Here is a 17,270-nt window from a genome sequence, read left to right on the forward strand (position 1 = left end):
ATCAGACTATGAAAACGACTTTCCTGGATTTTGAGCAGCAAATCGCCGAATTAGAGTCAAAGATTGAAGAGCTGCGTTTTGTGCAAGATGAGTCATCGGTAGACATCTCCGATGAGATTAAAACGCTTGCTGAAAAAAGTCAGCAGCTGACTAAAGACGTTTATGCCAATCTCACTCCTTGGCAGGTATCTCAAGTGGCGCGCCATCCGCAGCGTCCTTACACCCTAGATTACGTTGGCGCCTTATTTACAGACTTTCACGAGTTGCATGGTGATCGTACTTTTGCAGATGATCAATCGATCATCGGTGGCTTAGCCCGTTTTGAAAACCAACCCTGTATGGTGATCGGCCATCAGAAGGGGCGCGATACCAAAGAGCGCGCTCTCAGAAACTTCGGCATGAGTCGTCCTGAAGGTTATCGCAAAGCAATGCGCCTGATGCGTCTTGCCGAAAAGTTTGGTATTCCGGTTTTCACCTTCGTTGATACACCGGGCGCATTCCCTGGCATTGATGCAGAAGAGCGCAATCAATCCGAAGCGATTGGCCGTAACCTATACGTGCAAGCAGAACTCGAAGTACCTATCATCGCCACCATTATTGGTGAAGGTGGCTCTGGTGGTGCTTTAGCAATTGCCATGGGTGACGTAGTCTTGATGTTGCAAAACTCTACTTACTCGGTAATCTCCCCTGAGGGTTGTGCTTCCATTCTGTGGAAGACAGCCGATAAGGCTCCGGAGGCTGCAGAGCAGTTAGGCTTAACGGCGCAACGCCTAAAAACTTTAGGCCTGATTGACAAGATTGTGGCTGAGCCAATTGGTGGTGCGCATCGTGATTACGACAATATGATGAGCAATATGCGTAAAGCACTTGCTGAATCTTTAAAAACTTTTGACGGCATGAAAGTAGATGCATTGCTTGAGCGTCGTCATGATCGTTTGATGAGCTATGGCAAGTTCAAGGAAATTACAGCAAAGTCCTAAACCCGGAAAACGAATTGCGGTTGCCTTAAGTGGTGGCCTCGATTCGGTTGTTTTGCTCGATACGGTTTGCAAGGCGCAAACTAAAGCAGCAACACAAAACAAAAACCAAGCCAAAAACCAGATCTTCGCATTTCACATTCATCATGGCTTACAAAAGCCTGCTGATGATTGGCTTGTTTTTTGTGAGAAGCTAGCAAAAAAATATCAGATTCATTTTGATTTTCGACTCCTGCATCTAGATAACTCTGGCGAGCAAGGCAATATTGAGGCTAGAGCAAGAGCAGGGCGTTACGAAGCGCTCAGCGATCTTTGCGAAGAGTATGGCATTGAAGACTTGCTCTTAGCGCATCATCAAAACGACCAAGCTGAAACCGTTCTTCTGCAGCTCCTAAGGGGTTCTGGTGTTGCTGGGTTATCTGGGATGCCGCTGAATAGAGAATTCGGTAGAGGAACCTCTCGTAATCAAAGCCTTACTCTTTGGCGACCACTCTTGAATCAAAGTAGGCAAGAGCTTGAGGCTTATGCCAAAGAACATCAGCTCAAATGGATTGAAGACCCCAGCAATCAAGATCTTCAATACCGGCGCAATGCGGTACGTAAAAAAGTCATTCCTGCTTTAGTAAGCATTCAGCCAGAAGCATTAGCAAATATGGCACGGAGCGCAGAGCTACTTGGCGAGGCGCAAGTTCTACTGAACCGACTAGCAACGCAAGATGGCAAAAGCATTCTCAGCAAAGGCCAATTAAAAGTAGCACCACTGCTCGCTTTGGCCAATCAAGATTTACCAGCCGCAAATAATGTTCTGAGATATTGGTTGCAAACCCAACAGTTGGCCATGCCCTCTCAAGAACGTTTGCAAGCTTGGTGGCGTGATCTTGCTCATGTCAAAGCAGACGCAAGACTTGAGTGGTTGCATGATGCTCGGAAGATTTACCTGTGGCGCGGACTGCTACAGGTAGCAAAAACAGATGAAGGGCGCTGGGTTATCAAAGCATTGCCAGCCAACTCTAAGAAAATGGGCCTTCCTGCAGATTGGGTAAAAGTAGCCCAAGAGAGCAATCAGATTAGCCTGAGAGAACGCCTTGGCTCAGAGAAGATTCAGATTAAACCCAAGACGCCCCGTAAAAGCCTCAAAAACCTCTACCAAGAGGCTGATATCCCGCCATGGGAGCGTCAGGCACCTTTGCTCTACATCCATGATGAATTGATTGCTGTAGCGGGTATTGGGCTTAGCTATCCACATCTGATTGCCTCGGGTAAGCGAGTGATCCTGGAATGGGTACAAAACCCTGTAAAATAAGCCCTTTTTAGACCCTCAAGGATTCATTTCCTTGTTACAGACAGTTAAATAGACGGTTTTTATGGCTCTTATCGTTCATAAATATGGCGGCACCTCAATGGGCTCAACTGAGCGCATTGCCAATGTTGCTAAGCGCGTTGCCAAATGGATGCGTGCCGGCCACCAAGTAGTGGTTGTGCCTTCAGCTATGTCTGGCGAAACCAATCGCTTGCTAGGCCTGGCAAAAGAAATCAATCCTGATGCAAATCCTCGCGAGTTAGATCAAATTGCATCTACTGGTGAGCAAGTCAGCTCTGGCTTATTGGCGCTAGCATTAATGCGTGAAGGTGTTGATGCAGTCAGTTACGCAGGTTGGCAAGTAACGGTACACACCGATTCTGCATTTACCAAAGCACGCATTAAGAGTATCGAGAGTGACAAGATTCTTAAAGATCTCAATGCTGGACGTGCGGTAGTCGTTACTGGCTTTCAGGGTGTTGATCCTAACGGCAATATCACTACATTAGGTCGTGGCGGTTCAGATACATCAGCAGTAGCGATGGCAGCAGCCTTAAAAGCCGACGAGTGCTTGATCTATACGGACGTTGATGGCGTTTACACAACCGATCCACGTGTTTGTGAAGATGCGCGACGTCTCGATAAGATTACCTTTGAAGAGATGCTAGAAATGGCCAGCTTAGGTTCAAAGGTATTGCAGATTCGATCAGTAGAGTTTGCAGGAAAGTACAAAGTTAAAACCCGGGTTCTGTCTTCTTTGACAGACCCATTGATGCCCTTAGACCAAGAGATGAAGTCGGGCACCTTGATTACATTTGAAGAGGACAGCACTATGGAAGCCGCAGTTATTTCCGGCATCGCCTTTGCGCGTGATGAAGCGAAGATTACCGTTCTTGGAGTTCCTGATCGACCAGGTATTGCTTATCAAATCCTTGGCCCGATTGCGGATGCCAACATCGATGTGGACATCATCATCCAGAATCAATCTGTTGAAGGGAAGACTGACTTTACATTCACAGTTCCACGCGCTGATTATCAAAAGGCCTTGGATATTCTGAAGAACACAGTGCAAGCGCACATCGAAGCAAAAGAAATCTCAGGCGATCCAAAGGTTTCCAAAGTTTCAGTAGTTGGCGTAGGTATGCGTTCCCACGTTGGCGTTGCCAGCAAGATGTTCCGCACCTTGTCGGAAGAGGGCATCAACATCTTGATGATCTCCACTAGCGAAATCAAGATTTCTGTAGTGATTGATGAGAAATACATGGAATTGGCTGTACGTGCACTCCACAAGGCATTTGAGCTGGATCAGAAGTAAGTCAAAAAGCACAATAAACCCCTCAGAAGCGGTTATCCGTTAAACTGTGGGGCGTTGTAATAGTAAGAAGTACGGAGACGTGGCCGAGCTGGTCGAAGGCACTCCCCTGCTAAGGGAGCATCGGGGCTAAAACTCTGATCGGAGGTTCGAATCCTCTCGTCTCCGCCAAAATATTTGGCACATCAAATATGGACCGCAGTACCCAGATGAGCCCCGCCAACCGCGGGGCTTTTCTTTTGGATTTTTCTCAACGGTCGCGATTGTCATAACTTTGGCTATGAAAAGATGTCTTTTCTGAGCACACATTTGAAACGGTCACGTTTTAAAGTGATAATAATATTTAACGCTATTATAAAATCTATAGCATATTGATAAAATGTTAATCAATGCGTATAACGCCAATCTATAAAGTGCTTAAAAATATCCAAAGGGTTTTATGAAAAAATTATTAGTAGCTTCCGGTGTTTTGCTTTCGACAGTTGTAGCCAGCCAGGCTAATGCACAGTCAAGGTTTGAGGGTTTTTATGGTCAACTTGGTATTGGCTATGAAAACGTAAGTCCAACCACATCAAGCACGCTGGTAGTTAATGGTGTGAATGTGCCTACTTCTCTATCAGCTGTCAATACCAATAGTTTTGCTGGAACAGCTACCCTTGGATACACCTTTGCAGTTGATAAAGATTTTCTCTTGGGAATTGGTGCAGAGTATTCACCTATCGCTGGCAATTCTTCTAATGTGACGTATAACGTGGTGGGATACAACATTCCACTCGGTACATTTAAAAAGAAAAATTCCTACAATTTCTTCATTGCTCCCAGCGCGGCCATTGGCAGGGATCAATTGGCGTACTTTAAAGTCGGCTATACCGGCGCACAAATTGAAACGACCGATCTTGGCGGAGCCTCAGACACAACCAATTACCATGGGTATTCACTTGGTCTAGGCTATAAACAATTTATTAGCGCGGGACTCTATGGCTTTGGTGAAGTCAATTACTTTAAATACAGCAACCAAACTTCTAATGCGACCGGAACGATTGGTGGCTACCCAGCTAGTGCCTCGCTCACCTCTGGAGCGAGTGCTACCAACTTTATCGTTGGTTTGGGATATAAGTTTTAAAAAATTAACTTAAGAGGTGCTGTGATCGGGATCGCCTCAGGTAGGAGATCCCCAAAGCATTCTGCGTTATTTTGAGGATAAATATTCTCAAAATAGGCCTTTATAGGCAATAGATCGTTCTAAAAAAGATATACTTTATTGATGAACGAGAGTGCAAAAACCCCCATTAGCAAAGAAATAGTGCTCACTCGGCTCAAGCTGGGTTTAAAGGTATCAACCGTCATTGCTCTAATATTTGTAGCTAGCCTTACAGTGCTAGGTTTAATGAGCTGGAATAGTGAATCGAACCTTTATCAAACTAAGGTAGTAAATCAGCATAAGGTCGGCTTCTGTAAGGCCATTAATCGTTATCCCGATGGCACCGACTTTACGCTAGAGATTGCTTCCCTTTATGGCGAGCAGACTGAACAGTGGGTAGGCTGGAAATATGCCAAGGATTTTCAGTATTGCAACACTAACCCCTATTTATCTGGCAATACCTACGCTAGTTGTTATTTTGCAAGGCAGCAGTTGCTGCAGTTTTTTGAATGCCTAGATCCTCCTTTATCCATTGGCGAGACACTAACCAATCTTTTTGCGCGCGTTTGGATCTTGGCTCTTTTGGGCGCATTTATTATTAGTTTGCTTCCCATTACATTTTTATTGTTTGCTCGCCTATTGCGCTCAGGGATCCTAATGGAAAAGCACCCCGGTTGGCGTCGAATCCAAATTGTGATTGCTGGTTTGGTGTTGTTAATTGGGGTAATTCGCGCATTCGTTCGTCTCAATAATTGGCGAAATACTTTTATAGAAGATGTGGCTATTTCCGTTTTGCTTGCACTTTGCAGTTGGGTAGGATTTTTATTGGCGCGCCTGGTAATGCGTTGGCTAAAAGAAGGCTTTGAGGTTACTGAAAACGCTGTAATCCCAAAGACAGTTTCGGAAATCTCTCCAACTTCTGTGGAGTCAGCAAAACAAACTAAGCCAGAAATTCCCATGAGCTTAGCCCCATTTTGGCCAAGATTGTGGGCCAGAATTATTGATATATTTATTGTCTCTTTGGTCGCTGGATTAATCGATTTGCCTGGACTGGTGTTGGCGTTGCTAATTCCGGCAGATATGACGATGCTCTTGTTGGTCAACGAGACGCTTGCCAGTTTGCTTTGGCTATCATTATTTCTCTATTGGTATGACAGCTATATGCACTATAAATTTCAGGCGACGATTGGTAAGCTTGCCCTGGGTATACGGGTAGTAAACAAAAACTACGAGCCCATGAGTTTGTCTGAGTCCAAATCCCGCGCTTATCTCTTGCTTTCTAAAGGGCTGGTTTTCATGTTGTTTTATCCTTTAATTCAAATTTTTAATGCTTGGCAGGCTAAAAAAGCGTTGGACAACGGCCAGTCTGTTGCGTGGGATTGCTCAGGTACGGTTGTGGAGCAAAAACACATCAGCAAAACAAGATTGGTAGCTGTTGCAGTATTGGCTATGAGTCTGCTGCTTACGCAATTGGTCTTACAACGCATCCAAAAGGATCTAACAAGGCAGGAAATCAGATCATCCGTTATGCGTTGAGCTTGACTGAATCGCAAGAAGCTTCTTTAAATTAAATATGCCCATCCATGATTGAATATATTGAACTTATACCAGCAGCTTTTTGGGGCGTTGTGGCCGGCTCATTTTTTTCCATTCTTGGGGTGTGGCTCACAAACCGCTCTAGTGATGGACGTTTATTAAAGCAGCTTGATTATGACCGTGAGGCTAAATCAAAAGAGCGTGAATTAACGCTGAAAAAAGATGTTTATTTATCTGCTGCCGAGGCAATTTCCCTTGGCATTTCAGTTACAGGGAATTTCGCTAATTTTGAAATACATGATGAGGCGGTGGTAAAGCCTTATACAGAAAAGTCATCAGTCATTGCAAAGGTGCATGTCATTGGTGGTTTTGAAACCATCAAAGCTTTAAACAACTTAACTAATGAATTGTCCTCAATCTATTTCATTCTATTTGCAGAAAGGGCAAAAATTTCAAAAGATAAAGTTGAAAAAGATATCTTGTTAAAAAACATCGACTATTACAGCAGGCAAAGAGATGGCACCTTAGAGATGATGAAACAATTTAATCTAGGTGGATCTAAAGATCCTGAAATATGGAAAGTACTTCAGAGTAACTATCAGTTTGAGTCTGATTACGTCCAAAACTCGGTAGCTCAGCATGGCGTTCTTAGTAAACAGTTTTCCCAAAAGCAATTGATTTTCATGAAACAATGCATCGAATACGCCCAAAAGGCTAGCGTACTTATTCCACCTTTATTGCTTGCAGTTCGCAAGGAGCTGGATTTGCCTTTAGATGAAAAAGCTTATCAAGAGGCGGTTAATGAGGGTATATCCAAGCAGATTTTGGCGGTGGATAAATTTGTTAAGGAGTGTACTGTCAACTTTGATTTGACTGCTCCCGAATCAAGACCCTAGAGTGTGCACATAATTGGGGATTATGTAAATTAGATGCGCTTTCCTTGTTATATACCGATAAGGTCACAAATTTTCTCAAACTCCTCCTCAAAACGGCCATCTAAAATGAGATCCTCTGAAGTTCTATTTAATGACTGAGACCATTCTTTAAATTGAAGGGCACCGTTAGATCCACTGCAATAGATCAGCTTTGAATGAGTGCTTCCAAGTGTCCCCCATATATGCGAATCACCAGGCCTAGGCTTAATTCCAATTACATATATTTCTTTCGCTGCTTCACATAATGCGGACCACTTTTGTTTTTGTTCATCTATGAAATTGACGCCAGAAGTTACCCTTTTGTATGGTTCAAAATAGCTCATGACTGGCGGAAATGAATCGTGAGCTAATTTGTAGTTAAATTGTGACCTATCATTAATTGAGTAAATAAGCCCAGTGGTAGTGACACCTGTTCCTGGAAATTCTGCGCCAAGTGTATCTGTTGTGGCGCCGTCACAAAATATGTTGCAGCATCCATGAGGTAGACATATTTCTAGATCTTGCCCGGTGTCAGCTATAGCTAGCTCTAGTAATCTTTCATAGTTAAGTGATGCCAGTCCTATTGATTGCTCTGTGTTCTTTAGTCTTTCGCAGAATTTCCTATATAAGTTTTGCGTATCTGGGGCGTATTGAAAAAAGAAGGCCGCCATTGATTTTTGCAGAGGGGGTAGCTTATTGTTATCAAATTGAGCTAGCCTCATCATCCCACTCTCAAAATCCCCCTGAAAGACAGTTTTTTGTGAATCGGGAATGCTGCCCCAGCCGACTGGATCAAAGTTGGCGAGTTCGCCAAATAAATTTTCTCCTATTGGGGGTGCGTTAACCTTGGTGGATCCAGCGCTTGCACCGGCGCCAAAAATAATGACTTTGGCAGGTCTGTTAGGGTGGGTCGGATTAGGTATTCTTTGCAGTGGACTATTGCAATTGGGGCAAGATTCCGCTGGCATTTGGTTTGATGAAATGCGCATGCGAGTGCCGGAATTTATCCGCAAACTTTGTCCACTCATGACCGTTGTTCCGCTTCTTGTGGGTTGAGAGCTTGATAAGTATTTTCGTTTACAAGTTCCACAGGCTGGTCTCATGGTAGCTCCTATTATGTTGGTGTTTATTTATATTGCCACCGTTTCTGAGGGTTCATGAAATCCCTGTAATTCCCTGTTCTTATTTCTTCAATTTCACTAGATAGAAGGGTTAATAAAGGGTTTGCGGTTAACTTTAAGAAAAATCAGATTAATCTTTACCAAAATACCCAGTAAATTTCCCTGTTATTAGGGTGGGGTGCTGAGACAAAATGGGCTTAGACTGCCCCCACCGCCATCACTTTTGGCATTTTTTCCACTTTTTACTATATGCAACAAAGACTTAGCCCCTTAACTGGGGCTTTTTCTTTAATACTCCCGCTTACCAGTACGCTTACCACTCAAACAATATTTGATTCCAGACATGTGGCTAATGCAGTGGAAGCTATGAATCTCTTATTTCACTAAAAGATTAATAGAGCTTGCTTGCTGCGCAGATAGGCAATAAGCAAAATAGAATTTAAGACTTAATTTTCTAAGTCTTCACTGCCTTCATCAATCTTGTAATGAAACTCTGGTTTTTTAGTAGCTGCTGCCACCGCTTTGCTTTTATCTACATGCGCTGCATCAGTTAAGTAGCACCACCCAAAAAATGGGATTGGTTCTTGTGCCGCTTTTTCTCTGTCTTCAGTGGTAAATGTGGTCATCATTGCCCCCAAAATTAAGGAATAGTTACTTATGGGCTGTTAGAGCAAGCTGAGGAGACCGGAAAGGAGCAGATTTGCTCTTCATCTCCCATAAGTAGCTTTCAGTGTGGGCTGATTAATGTGACATTTCTATCTCAGATTGAAATATTTTTTGATAAATTTTAAGAGGTGAAATTGTCATATTTGGGCTTGATAACAAGACCTCAAATGTGACAATGACATTTAAAAATTCATATAGCTGTCATATAAAAAGAAGAGCATCACAGTCAAGTTCAATGGCAAATTGAAGGAGATAGGAAATGCTTGATCAAAACCTAAATGACAAGGTTATTCATTTAAGAAGAATGGCTGCAGGGCATTTTCAAAAAGCAGCATGGAATCAATTATTGGCTTTAGATAATTATCAAAAGAATAATCTCTTAGCTGCTGAACGTTTTGCCCAACTCTCTTTTGATGATCAGATGAATGGGGTGGAGTGCGCAGAACTGGCCGATGCTGAGTCACTGGTATTGCTAGATCTCAATATTAAGGGAGGATATTGAATATTGCCAATTCATTATCCTGGCTCGCCAGCTCTATTGTGAAGAAAACATTTCTTTTATGTTTGCTAATAGGGAGCCAATCTTGTTTTGCAGTCACAGAGCCACCCCCTTATGATTTGCAGGTATCTATAGAAAAAGCGGGAGCAGCTTTTAAGGTACAGGCAAGCTACTTAGCGCCAGTTAGCCAGTGCGAGGCATATACCTTTTTGACAGATTATGAGGACGTAAAAACAACTCCGGGAATTGTTGAATCTAAGATACGCAGAAGAAATGGCAATAAGGTTACTGTTGAAAGGCTCATTGAGGAGCGGGTTTTATTATTCCCCATTCAACTGCGTTATGAATTAGAGTTTACGGAGCTACCTCAGCAGGGTCTAAATTTTATGCAGATTAAAGGCGATAACAAAGCCTTTTCTGGGACATGGCGACTGCATACCAATGAGAAGGGTGTGCTGGTGCGATATTCCGGCATCATGGAGCCAGATTCTGTCATTCCAAATGGGGTCATAGAATATTTCATGAGAAATAATATTCGGAAGGGTTTTGAAATGATGGCTGAGGGGATGGAGCGCAGCCGCGACACTCTGAGTTTGGCCTGTAAATAGCCTATCTTTCTAGCGAGTATTCAAATAAAGCTTCACCCATACGAATGTGGTCGCCTAAATTAAAGCATGGTAGCAGGCGATAATTTTTTGGAGCAAAAACAATAATAGTTGAGCCATGCTGAAACCAGCCTAATTCCTCTCCGCGAGTGACGGCAACATCACAGTCAATCTCATTGGGGCCTTTGTACTGTAAATGGAAGAGGAGATTAATACAGTGCATTCGGATGCTCGCAACAAGAATGGCGGCTACAGGTACTAGGGTCAGAGTTTTATTTTCAGCGCTGTTATCTGGATGGTCTATTTCACATTCAATTACGGCTCTTTCATTCTTGCAAAAGAGTCGTTCAACTCGCTTTAGTGCAATCGGGTTGACATTCCAAGTATCACCAGAGATATAAGTGATTTTTCTGATCCGCATTGCCGTTGGAGCATGAAATCGGTGGTACATGCTTGAAGTGAGTCGTAAGGTTACATATTCACATCCCTCATAACTCTTGGCTAAGCTCTTGTTGGGAATTAGGTCTTCTAGGTCGTAAGGAAAGCCCTTGGCTTGAAAAATTTCACCATTGCTCACTCTCCCGAATGCTCCTATCAGAGCATCACACGGGCTCACTAGACTATTGAAGTTCTGATTAATCGGTCTTGCATTGGGCTTCAGTTCACGCGTAAAGCAGGCATGCATACTTTTAAAGTGCTGACTCTTCGCTTCCGATAAATCAAGTGCAGAAAAGAATTTCCAAACCTGGATAGAGATATAGGCAATCACAGGGTTTTCAATTTGACTAAACCAGCCAATAAAGCGAGTAAGCGTATTGCGGGGGATGCGATTAGTCAGAAGGAAATTGAGGTCTTCCTGGGACAGAATGCTTTGGATAGTTTTTTTCATTGACATAATTTTGTCAAACAAATGAAGTAAAAGTGTCAAGAAAGATCAATTGGAGTATTTATGAATAGTTGGATCGCACTAAGTATATTCGGAGCAGGGATTGGAGTGTGGATTGCTCGTAAGGTCTATACAAGATTACAGCTATCTAAGGCCAAGCATCCCTCTCTGGCTGGACACTCTCGCATGGCAAAGAGGGTAGCCCGTTTAATCCCTTTTTACTCCTTTAATCGAGAGACCTTTTTTAAAGTCGATGGTGCGCCAGAAAATATCGCCTCCTTAAGAGAGTCTGGTTTTATGCGCTTAGCGCATATCTATCAAGAGCGTTTTGCAAAATCGGTTGCCTTGACAAATCAGGCAGCTAAAAACATATCAGATCTGCAATTCACAGGTAGGTATCGAGTACCCTTTCAATTTAGCCCTTTTGTTAGCGAGCATTTGAAATCTGGCAGCTTTATGCAGTCGTCATCTGGAGTTACCTTGACTGATCTAGATGGCAATGTCTTTTATGACTTAACCGGGTCATATGGCGTCAATGTTCTCGGGTATGACTTTTATAAAAAATCCATTGAAGATGGGGCCAAACGTGTTTCTGAGCTGGGGCCTGTCTTAGGGTTTTACAACCCAATTGTTGCTGACAATGTAAAACGTTTGACGGCCATTTCAGGATTAGATGAAATATCCTTTCATATGTCTGGTACGGAGGCTGTAATGCAGGCGGTGCGCTTGGCTCGTTACCATACAAAGCGTAGCCATGTGGTGCGGTTTAATGGCGCCTATCACGGTTGGTGGGAAGATGTTCAGCCTGGCATAGGCAATCCACTTCCTCCCCGGGAAACCTACACACTCAAGGAGATGGATCAAGATACCTTGCGTGTGCTTCGCAATCGAAAAAATATTGCTTGTGTATTAGTGAATCCATTGCAGGCTATGCATCCGAATAAAGGGGCGCCCGGTGACTCATCTCTCTTAGATAGCTCGCGTACTGCGCATTATGATCGCGCCGCCTATACCAAATGGCTCCATGAATTAAGAGAAGTTTGCACAAATAATGGAATTGTTCTCATTTTTGATGAGGTATTCGTCGGATTTCGTTTGGCACAGGGAGGCGCTCAAGAGTACTTTGGCGTACGGGCTGACATGGTGACTTACGGTAAAACCTTAGGCGGTGGATTACCGATTGGTGTAGTGTGCGGACGTAGTGATTTAATGAAGCGGTTTAGAGAAGAAAAGCCAGCTGACATCTGTTTTGCAAGGGGGACTTTTAACTCGCACCCCTATGTCATGGGGGCGATGCAAGTATTTTTAGAGCAACTTGAAACTCCAGCTATCAAAAAAATGTATGAAGATTTAGATGAAGTTTGGAATCGTCGCGCTAATCTCTTTAATGAAAAATTAATTTCATTAGATTTGCCAGTTAGGGTTGCGAATATGTCTAGTATTTGGACCGTCTATTTCACGGAGCCAAGTCGCTACAACTGGATGTTTCAGTACTACTTAAAGGAACAAGGCCTAGCACTAAGCTGGATTGGAACAGGGAGATTTATCTTCAGTCTAAACTATAGCGATGAAGACATGCTAGCCGTTCTAGAGCGCTTTATTGCCGCAGCCCAATCCATGAAGCAGGATGCTTGGTGGTGGAATGGAAACGGGCTAAGCAATAAAGCGATTAAACGTCAAATTTTCAAAGAGATGCTATTCGGAAGAAGAAACAACCGATATGCATCTGCATTAGGAGTTGATTGAGCCTAGGTTTTCCTCGCTGAGCTCAAGGTGGTTCATCGGGTCGATGAGTTGACCGCGTAATAAATACAGGGGTGAAGTCGCATAAATTTTTGCATCATGGAATGGGTCAGTGATAATTTTTGTCATCCATGCCAGGGCAGCTTCAACGTCATGAATGAAAAAGAGGTGGAAAGTGCGGAAAAGCACCCCACCAACACCAAGCCAGAGCCATAGGAGGCCGGTTTGCCGAATAAAGCCTTCTGTATTTGTGAAGGTATTTAAGGCAACAAATTTTTGCAAGAATACGGGATTGAAATACACCAATACCGGGATTGCTGCCCAAATAGATAAAAGAACAATTTTTCTATTGAGGTTGTAGCCTACTTTAATTTTTTCTTTGTACTCATGGGTGGCTTTATTAACCTCGTCATAACCTTTTGGCTCAAAAAAGAAATGACCGCTTTGACGAGTTGTCATGGCAACAAGCCAAGCAAGCAATGAAGCTGCAATAGGATCTGTAAATAATAAAAAGTAGGCAGTTAAGAAACTCAGTGCACTAACAAGGTGAAGCGATTGATTGATGCGGCTATGGTGATAATAGCGATGATCATCCCAGCGCTGTTTTTTTAGGGTTTCAAAAAATTGAATCAATTTTGGATCCTCTGAATATGGAAGTGCTTCATTACAAAAATATTAATCTCACCCATATTTACAATTTATTTGTGACAATTTTAAGACATGTAAATAAATTCACAATGTCATAAAACTGTTATTTTCTTCGAGAATACTCGATGGCAATGACTTCAAATGCCATGGAAAAAAATAGCAATTCAATGCTGAATGCTTCAGTTAAGGTTGCTATTGTTACGGAAACATATCCTCCAGAGGTTAATGGGGTGGCAAGCACAATCGCTCGATTTATTAAGGGTTTGTCTGAGATGGGGCATGACATCACACTCATCCGGCCTCGTCAGGGATTAAAAGATAAACCCAAGAATGAATCTCTTTTCAAAGAAATACTGACATTGGGAGTGCCTATACCGGGTTATAGCTCGCTTAGGATGGGCCTCCCTCAAAAAAATAAGCTGTTAAAGCAATGGGCATCTGATAGACCTAGTCTTGTCCATATTGTTACCGAAGGCCCTCTCGGATGGTCAGCGCTGGAGGCAGCTAAAAAATTAAACATTCCTATTTGTTCAGATTTTCGTACAAATTTCGATGCTTATTCAACCCACTATGGAATGAGCTTCCTAAAAAATCCAATTCAAAGGTATCTTCGTTATTTTCATAACCATAGCAACTTCACAATGGTGCCGACTCAGGAACTCAAAAATCAATTGCTCAGCAATGGTTTTGAAAGGCTCAGAGTGCTGGCTAGAGGAGTAGATACTAAATTATTTAATCCATCAAAGCGTTGTCAAGAATTGCGAAATCATTGGGGGGTTAAAGACCATGAAAACGTGGTCTTATGTGTCGGTAGGCTTGCTTCAGAGAAAAATTTAAATGTCACTGTAGAAACTTTTAAAGCAATGTTACAAGTTAATCCAAATTTGAAAATGGTATGGGTTGGCGATGGACCTGAAAAAGGAGCCTTAAAGTTAAGCTGCCCTAATAGCATCTTTACTGGAGTGAAGAGGGGTGAAGCTCTTGCAAGTCATTATGCTAGCGGAGATATTTTTTTATTTTCTAGCCTGAGTGAAACATTTGGTAATGTAACGATCGAAGCGATGGCTAGTGGTTTAGCCGTTTTAGCATATGACTATGCTGCAGCTCGGCAATTTATAGATCATGGCGCCAATGGGTTTTTAGCCAATCCAAATGAGGTCAACTCATTTGTTGCAGCAGGCCTTGAGCTAATAAAAGGCGATGTTAATTTAGAAAATTTGAGAGTCCAGGCAAGGCAAACAACCCTAGAAATTTCATGGGAACAAGTTACTAAAAAATTAGAAAATAATTATCACGATTTAATACTCAATTCTCATTCAAAAGATAAGCTGGCTTCATCGCCTGTTTTAAGAGAAATTTTTATTAAGCAATGAATCGTATTTTCTATACGATAGCTTTCTCACAGTTTCTATCATCATTAGCAGATAACGCATTACTCATAGTATCCATTGCTCTTTTGGTTTTGATGCAAGAGCCGGATTGGGTATCTCCCTTACTCAAGATTTCTTTTGTATTGCCTTATGTTCTTTTTGCCCCATTTGTAGGTGCTTTTGCTGACTCCAGGCCTAAAGGCCAGGTGATGTTGATTTCTAATGTGCTAAAAGCCAGTGGGTGCGGTCTAATGCTTTTTGGGATGCATCCATTATTAGGTTATGGCATCGTTGGCATAGGTGCCGCCTTATACGCACCTGCAAAATATGGAATTTTGACTGAGTTATTGCCCTCAGATAAGTTGGTGGCTGCAAATGGTTGGATGGAAGGCCTCATTATTGGTTCTATTATTTTTGGGACCTTGTTAGGGGGATTTCTAATTAGTGATTTTCTGCATGATTTTTTCCAGCTGGTTAATCTAGACTTCATAAGAGGTGATATTTCAAGCTCTACAGCAATAGCCATCCTATTAATTTCAGTCATTTATACATCGGCTGCTTTACTAAATTTACCTCTTTTAAAGGTGGGATTTAGCTATCAAAAGTTGAACCTAAATTGCGGTAATTTGGTGCGGGATTTTTCCACCTGTTTTGTGAGCTTGTGGCGAGATCGGCTAGGTAAGCTTTCCTTAACTGTGACCACGTTATTTTGGGGCGCTGGAGCAACCCTTCAATTCCTGATGTTGAAATGGGCTGAGTATGCCTTACATATGAATCTTTCTGAGAGCGCCGCTTTACAAGCTGTTTCTGCAATAGGGGTTGCAGCAGGGGCTGTTTATGCGGCATGCAAAGTTTCTTTGCAGAATTCTGCTAACGTATTGCCCTACGGTGCACTGATGGGCTTAGTCGTCTGTATCATGGGTGTGTATAGCGATGACCTTTTACCGCCAATCGTTCTTTTGCATTTGTATTCAATTCAATTAACCTTGAACGATTTGCCGGCCTATTTTTTATTATTGCTATTAGGTTGGTTATCGGGTTATTTTGTAGTTCCAATGAATGCCTTGTTACAACATCGGGGGCATTCACTGATGGCAACCGGGCAATCTATCGCCGTTCAAGGTTTTAGTGAGAATTTATCGGTGTTATTTATGCTTCTCATCTACTCTATTCTCCTGTGGATAAACATTAGCTTACCGCTCATCATTATTGGTTTTGGTGGTACTGTCTTTTTGGCTATGGTGTTGATCACGTATCAGTATTTTGGGTCAAAAAATAGCACTCTAAATGCGATTTCCTAAAAAGCTTAGCCCTTTACTTTTAGCGATCTTGCTTTTAAGTAGCATGTCGGGTTTTGCGCAACATATTCAGTATGGGGTAAGACCGTATTATCTAATCGATGCCATGAAAGATGGCCCCTTAAAAAGTAAGCTCAAAAGTTGTATTGGTAATACCCCTCATCAATCCTCATTTTCAATAGCCCATCGTGGAGCTCCGTTGGAGTTTCCTGAGCATACGGTTCAATCAAATGCGGCCGCTGCATTAATGGGAGCCGGTATTTTTGAATGCGACGTTACTTTTACTAAAGATAAGCAGTTAGTTTGTCGCCATGCACAAAATGATTTACAGGGAACAACGAATATCTTAGTAACTCATTTGAAAGAGAAGTGTACGAAGCCATTTATTCCAGCGAACGGCTCAGAGCCGGCAATAGCAGAGTGCCGTACAACTGATCTCACACTAGAGGAATTTAAGTCACTACGCGGCAAGATGGATGGGGTCAATAAAAATGCTAAGGATATTAAGTCCTATATGGCAGGTACACCATCTTGGAGGACGGAGTTATATGCCCAGGCTGGTGATACTTTATTAACGCATCAAGAATCTATCGCTTTATTTAAACAATTTAACGGTAAATTTACTCCTGAGCTCAAAGAGGCAGTAGTTCCCATGCCTTATTTAGGTTTTACCCAAGAGCAATATGCTCAAGCCCTAATTGATGATTATAAGAATGCTGGCATTTCCCCTAAAGACGTATTTCCTCAATCATTTAATTTGAATGATGTGATGTATTGGATTCAGAATGAGCCAGATTTTGGCAAGCAAGCAATCTATTTGGACGGCAGATATGAGCAGAAAGAATTTAATGCAGCACAGCCTGAGTTATTAAAGCCAACCATGCAAGAGCTCTATGCTAAAGGCGTGCGGTATATCGCTCCCCCTATTTGGGTGCTTCTGACCACTGATAGCAATGGACAAATTATTCCGTCGACATACGCAATAGCAGCAAAAGCTGCTGGCTTGAATATCATTACATGGTCCTTAGAGCGTGATGGACCAATGACTAAAGGTGGAGGTTGGTATCACCAATCTATCAAATTGACTATTCACTCTGATGGCCAAATTTACGAAGTTTTAGATGTGCTAGCTAGGCAAGTTGGTGTTGTAGGGGTATTTTCAGACTGGCCTGCAACAGTGACTTACTATGCTAACTGTATGGGGCTTAAGTAAACGCATAATTAAGTAACAACTGAGATATTCAAGATAAGGTA

The 17,270-nt window shown here is 42.5% G+C and carries 16 protein-coding genes and 1 tRNA gene; 13 read left to right on the top strand and 4 right to left on the bottom strand.

All coding sequences use genetic code 11. The features are described from left to right. Positions 1–8: 8 nt before the first annotated feature. The 7 genes from ICN33_RS08820 (at position 9) to ICN33_RS08850 (ending at position 7,162) form a co-directional block, all read left to right on the top strand. Entirely contained in the window at positions 9–980 is a 972-nt protein-coding gene (locus ICN33_RS08820) for an acetyl-CoA carboxylase carboxyltransferase subunit alpha (RefSeq protein WP_216196228.1), read from the top strand. Next, complete coding sequence (tilS, locus tag ICN33_RS08825) at positions 946–2,280, top strand: tRNA lysidine(34) synthetase TilS (RefSeq protein ID WP_216196229.1); 1,335 nt, start codon at positions 946–948, stop codon at positions 2,278–2,280. Before ICN33_RS08820 ends, tilS begins: the two co-directional genes overlap by 35 nt. A gap of 61 nt (positions 2,281–2,341) precedes the next feature. Beyond that, positions 2,342–3,592: an aspartate kinase gene (locus ICN33_RS08830; RefSeq protein ID WP_216196230.1), complete on the top strand. Its 1,251-nt coding sequence runs from the start codon at positions 2,342–2,344 to the stop codon at positions 3,590–3,592. Between the two features lie 73 nt (positions 3,593–3,665). After that, positions 3,666–3,760, top strand: a tRNA-Ser gene (locus ICN33_RS08835). Between the two features lie 268 nt (positions 3,761–4,028). After that, positions 4,029–4,712, top strand: a complete 684-nt coding sequence (locus ICN33_RS08840; protein ID WP_216196231.1) for an outer membrane beta-barrel protein — start codon at positions 4,029–4,031, stop codon at positions 4,710–4,712. 141 nt (positions 4,713–4,853) lie between these two features. Next, on the top strand, positions 4,854–6,266 hold the full coding sequence (locus ICN33_RS08845) for an RDD family protein (RefSeq protein WP_216196232.1): 1,413 nt from the start codon (positions 4,854–4,856) through the stop codon (positions 6,264–6,266). A 47-nt stretch (positions 6,267–6,313) separates the two neighbouring features. Further along, a complete protein-coding gene (locus ICN33_RS08850; protein WP_216196233.1) occupies positions 6,314–7,162 on the top strand; it encodes a hypothetical protein in 849 nt (282 codons plus the stop codon). Positions 7,163–7,209: 47 nt separating this feature from the next. Here ICN33_RS08850 and ICN33_RS08855 read toward each other — a convergent pair whose 3' ends face one another. Both ICN33_RS08855 and ICN33_RS08860 read right to left on the bottom strand, forming a co-directional pair. Continuing rightward, complete coding sequence (locus ICN33_RS08855; RefSeq protein ID WP_216196234.1) at positions 7,210–8,169, bottom strand: hypothetical protein; 960 nt, start codon at positions 8,167–8,169, stop codon at positions 7,210–7,212. Between the two features lie 578 nt (positions 8,170–8,747). After that, positions 8,748–8,927 carry a hypothetical protein gene (locus tag ICN33_RS08860; protein WP_216196235.1) on the bottom strand — a complete coding sequence of 60 codons (180 nt, stop codon included), beginning with the start codon at positions 8,925–8,927 and terminating at the stop codon, positions 8,748–8,750. A 299-nt stretch (positions 8,928–9,226) separates the two neighbouring features. Here ICN33_RS08860 and ICN33_RS08865 point away from each other — a divergent pair, with 299 nt between their 5' ends. Next, positions 9,227–9,469: a hypothetical protein gene (locus ICN33_RS08865; protein ID WP_216196236.1), complete on the top strand. Its 243-nt coding sequence runs from the start codon at positions 9,227–9,229 to the stop codon at positions 9,467–9,469. After that, complete coding sequence (locus ICN33_RS08870) at positions 9,466–10,074, top strand: SRPBCC family protein (RefSeq protein WP_216196237.1); 609 nt, start codon at positions 9,466–9,468, stop codon at positions 10,072–10,074. Before ICN33_RS08865 ends, ICN33_RS08870 begins: the two co-directional genes overlap by 4 nt. Before the next feature lies 1 nt (position 10,075). On the opposite strand, the gene asd is transcribed toward ICN33_RS08870, so the two are convergent. Beyond that, positions 10,076–10,960 carry an archaetidylserine decarboxylase gene (gene asd, locus ICN33_RS08875; RefSeq protein ID WP_255530777.1) on the bottom strand — a complete coding sequence of 295 codons (885 nt, stop codon included), beginning with the start codon at positions 10,958–10,960 and terminating at the stop codon, positions 10,076–10,078. Between the two features lie 60 nt (positions 10,961–11,020). Between asd and ICN33_RS08880 the strand changes: the two genes are divergently transcribed. Further along, on the top strand, positions 11,021–12,703 hold the full coding sequence (locus ICN33_RS08880; protein ID WP_255530779.1) for an aminotransferase class III-fold pyridoxal phosphate-dependent enzyme: 1,683 nt from the start codon (positions 11,021–11,023) through the stop codon (positions 12,701–12,703). Here ICN33_RS08880 and ICN33_RS08885 read toward each other — a convergent pair. After that, positions 12,689–13,333: a hypothetical protein gene (locus ICN33_RS08885; RefSeq protein ID WP_216196239.1), complete on the bottom strand. Its 645-nt coding sequence runs from the start codon at positions 13,331–13,333 to the stop codon at positions 12,689–12,691. The two genes, ICN33_RS08880 and ICN33_RS08885, sit on opposite strands and share 15 nt — an antisense overlap. Positions 13,334–13,473: 140 nt before the next feature. Here ICN33_RS08885 and ICN33_RS08890 point away from each other — a divergent pair, with 140 nt between their 5' ends. From ICN33_RS08890 to ICN33_RS08900, 3 genes are read left to right on the top strand one after another with little or no spacing between them, the layout of a single operon-like run. Next, the gene (locus ICN33_RS08890; RefSeq protein ID WP_216196240.1) at positions 13,474–14,721 is read left to right on the top strand and encodes a glycosyltransferase family 1 protein; all 1,248 of its coding nucleotides are present in this window, start codon (positions 13,474–13,476) and stop codon (positions 14,719–14,721) included. Continuing rightward, positions 14,718–16,019, top strand: a complete 1,302-nt coding sequence (gene lplT, locus ICN33_RS08895; protein ID WP_216196241.1) for a lysophospholipid transporter LplT — start codon at positions 14,718–14,720, stop codon at positions 16,017–16,019. Before ICN33_RS08890 ends, lplT begins: the two co-directional genes overlap by 4 nt. Next, positions 16,006–17,229, top strand: coding sequence for a glycerophosphodiester phosphodiesterase family protein (locus tag ICN33_RS08900; RefSeq protein ID WP_216196242.1), 1,224 nt, complete (start codon positions 16,006–16,008; stop codon positions 17,227–17,229). Before lplT ends, ICN33_RS08900 begins: the two co-directional genes overlap by 14 nt. The last annotated feature ends 41 nt before the right edge of the window (positions 17,230–17,270 follow it).

The sequence above is a fragment of the Polynucleobacter sp. UB-Tiil-W10 genome (genome assembly GCF_018881605.1).
Lineage (GTDB): Bacteria > Pseudomonadota > Gammaproteobacteria > Burkholderiales > Burkholderiaceae > Polynucleobacter.

Coding starts and splice junctions, on each gene's coding strand:
- lplT (WP_216196241.1), top strand. CDS start 14,718: ATGAATCGTATTTTCTATACGATAGCTTTCTCACAGTTTCTATCATCA.
- ICN33_RS08855 (WP_216196234.1), bottom strand. CDS start 8,169: ATGCGCATTTCATCAAACCAAATGCCAGCGGAATCTTGCCCCAATTGC.
- ICN33_RS08860 (WP_216196235.1), bottom strand. CDS start 8,927: ATGACCACATTTACCACTGAAGACAGAGAAAAAGCGGCACAAGAACCA.
- ICN33_RS08820 (WP_216196228.1), top strand. CDS start 9: ATGAAAACGACTTTCCTGGATTTTGAGCAGCAAATCGCCGAATTAGAG.
- ICN33_RS08845 (WP_216196232.1), top strand. CDS start 4,854: ATGAACGAGAGTGCAAAAACCCCCATTAGCAAAGAAATAGTGCTCACT.
- tilS (WP_216196229.1), top strand. CDS start 946: ATGGCAAGTTCAAGGAAATTACAGCAAAGTCCTAAACCCGGAAAACGA.
- asd (WP_255530777.1), bottom strand. CDS start 10,960: ATGAAAAAAACTATCCAAAGCATTCTGTCCCAGGAAGACCTCAATTTC.
- ICN33_RS08840 (WP_216196231.1), top strand. CDS start 4,029: ATGAAAAAATTATTAGTAGCTTCCGGTGTTTTGCTTTCGACAGTTGTA.
- ICN33_RS08850 (WP_216196233.1), top strand. CDS start 6,314: ATGATTGAATATATTGAACTTATACCAGCAGCTTTTTGGGGCGTTGTG.
- ICN33_RS08890 (WP_216196240.1), top strand. CDS start 13,474: ATGGCAATGACTTCAAATGCCATGGAAAAAAATAGCAATTCAATGCTG.
- ICN33_RS08900 (WP_216196242.1), top strand. CDS start 16,006: ATGCGATTTCCTAAAAAGCTTAGCCCTTTACTTTTAGCGATCTTGCTT.
- ICN33_RS08865 (WP_216196236.1), top strand. CDS start 9,227: ATGCTTGATCAAAACCTAAATGACAAGGTTATTCATTTAAGAAGAATG.
- ICN33_RS08830 (WP_216196230.1), top strand. CDS start 2,342: ATGGCTCTTATCGTTCATAAATATGGCGGCACCTCAATGGGCTCAACT.
- ICN33_RS08880 (WP_255530779.1), top strand. CDS start 11,021: ATGAATAGTTGGATCGCACTAAGTATATTCGGAGCAGGGATTGGAGTG.